The sequence below is a fragment of the Phenylobacterium sp. genome, from assembly GCF_036723115.1.
In the GTDB taxonomy this organism is placed as follows: Bacteria; Pseudomonadota; Alphaproteobacteria; order Caulobacterales; family Caulobacteraceae; genus Phenylobacterium.
In genome coordinates this window covers 1-2142 of the sequence record NZ_DAIMHV010000242.1, presented here as the reverse complement: position 1 = coordinate 2142, position 2142 = coordinate 1, and the positions used below count along the sequence as shown (strand labels likewise).

Sequence of the window (2142 nt, the reverse complement as noted above, 5' to 3'; positions counted from 1 at the left end):
AGGCCGGGCCATGGCGCGGGCCTCTGGGCCTGGGCGGCTGCGGGGGGCCGGCGCGGCCGGCGCTGCGGGGGCGGCCGCCTTGGGCGCCCCATCCGACGTCCCCCCGCCCTGGCCGCAGCCGGCGAGCGCCGCAGCCAGCGTGCCGGCGAGCGCGATCTTTGAAACCCGTTTCATCAGCCCATCCTCGGTTCAGTTCGCGCGGAAGCTAGCTCAGCCGCCGTGGGGATCAATGACGGAAACGGGCGGCGCGGCGTTTGGCCCGCCCATCAGGCCAGGGGCGGGCTCGGTTGCCGCTGCGGACGGCGCAGGCTATCCCCCACGAAAGATCAAGCCAGCCCAGGGAGCGCGCCGATGACCGCCGAAGAACTGATGACCCAGGACTTTGGAACCCTGGCCGAGCTGATCGCCGCCCAGGGGCGCGAACGCCCCGGCCACCTGGCCCTCGTCGATGGCGAGCGGACCCTGGACTATGCGGGCCTCAACCAGCTGATGGATCAGATCGCCGCTGCCCTGCAGCGGGACGGCGTGGCGCCTCGGGAGGCCGTGGCCATCTGCGCCACCACCTCGCTGGAATATGCCGCAGTCTTCATGGGCGCCCTTCGCGCCGGCGCTGCGGCCGCGCCGCTGGCGCCGTCCTCCAGCCCCGAGAGCCTCGTCATGATGCTCAAGGACTGCGGCTCCAGGCTGTTCTTCGTGGACAAGGCCGTGGCCCAGGCCTTGGCCGGGGTGGCGGGCGACATCAGCGCCCGGCTCATCGCCCTGGACGGGTCCGATGTCGGACAGCCCTTCGAGGACTGGCTGGCGGAGGCGGGCGCCCAGCCCGCCTCGGTGATGGTGGAGCCCAACGACCCCTTCAACATCATCTATTCCTCGGGCACCACGGGCGCGCCCAAGGGGATCGTCCAGCCTCACGCCATGCGCTGGGGCCAGGTCCGGCGGGGGATCTATTCGGTGGACTCCGTCACCATGATCTCCACCCCGCTCTATTCCAACACCACCCTGGTCAGCTTCCTGCCCACGCTCGGCAATGGCGGCACGGCGGTGCTGATGCCCAAGTTCGACGCCGAAGCCTTCCTGAAGCTGTCGCAGAAGCACCGCGCCACCCACGCCATGCTGGTGCCGGTCCAGTACCGTCGGATCATGGAGCGGCCGGATTTCGACACCTATGACCTCGGGAGCTACGTGCTGAAATTCTCCACCTCGGCGCCCTTCGCCCCTGAGGTGAAGGCGGATGTGCTCAAGCGCTGGCCCGGCGGCCTGATCGAGTTCTACGGCATGACCGAGGGCGGCGGCTCCTGCATGCTGGTGGCGCATGAGCATCCGGACAAGCTCCACACCGTGGGCAAGCCGATGAATGGCCACGATATCCGCCTCATCGACGAGGACGGCAAGGAAGTCCCCCAGGGCCATGTGGGCGAGGTGGTGGGCCGGTCCGGCGCCATGATGGTCGGCTACCACAACCAGCCGGGCAAGACCCGTGACGCCGAATGGTACAGCCCCGAGGGCCTGCGCTTCATCCGCACCGGCGATGTGGGCCGTTTCGACGAGGACGGTTTCCTGACGCTCATGGACCGCAAGAAGGACATGATCATCTCCGGCGGCTTCAACATCTATCCGTCGGACCTCGAGCTCGAGCTTGGCAAGCACCCCGACGTGCTGGAATCGGCCGTGGTCGGCGTGCCGTCCGACAAGTGGGGCGAGACGCCGGTGGCCTATGTCACCCTGCGCCCCGGTCGCGCCATCTCGGCCGAGGAACTGAAGGCCTGGATGAACGCCCGGGTCGGCAAGACCCAACGCCTGGCCGACCTCGTCTTCATGGACACCCTGCCGCGCAGCCACATCGGCAAGGTCCTCAAGAAGGACCTGCGCGATGACTATAAGGGCCCGGCGCTAGGCGGCTGAGGCCGGGAAGCGCCGGCTCAGTCCCGGGGACGCTTGGGTCCCTTGAACGGCTTGCCGGATTTCGGGCCGGCCCTGAAGCCGTCCCTGGCGCCGCCCTTGGGCGGGCTCTTGTAACCGTCTTTGTAGCCGTCCTTGGCGCCGCCCTTGGGCGGCCCCTTGAAGCCGGTCTTGGGTGCGCTCTTGGGGCCGGCCTTGAAGTCCGGCTTGAAGTCGCGACGGGGGCGTTCCTCGCTATCGTCG

Annotated in this window: 2 protein-coding genes; one reads left to right on the top strand and one right to left on the bottom strand. The window is 68.9% G+C overall.

Annotation, left to right across the window (positions count from 1 at the left end; all coding sequences use genetic code 11):
- The first annotated feature begins 351 nt into the window (after positions 1–351).
- Positions 352–1902, top strand: coding sequence for a class I adenylate-forming enzyme family protein (locus tag V7D28_RS15045; RefSeq protein ID WP_333588193.1), 1551 nt, complete (start codon positions 352–354; stop codon positions 1900–1902).
- Between the two features lie 17 nt (positions 1903–1919).
- Here V7D28_RS15045 and V7D28_RS15040 read toward each other — a convergent pair.
- The coding region (locus V7D28_RS15040) for a hypothetical protein (RefSeq protein WP_333588192.1) at positions 1920–2142 on the bottom strand (223 nt) is incomplete at its 5' end.

What these genes read in the sequence shown, in the direction of transcription:
- V7D28_RS15045 (WP_333588193.1), top strand. Translation starts at nt 352, where the DNA reads ATGACCGCCGAAGAACTGATGACCCAGGACTTTGGAACCCTGGCCGAG.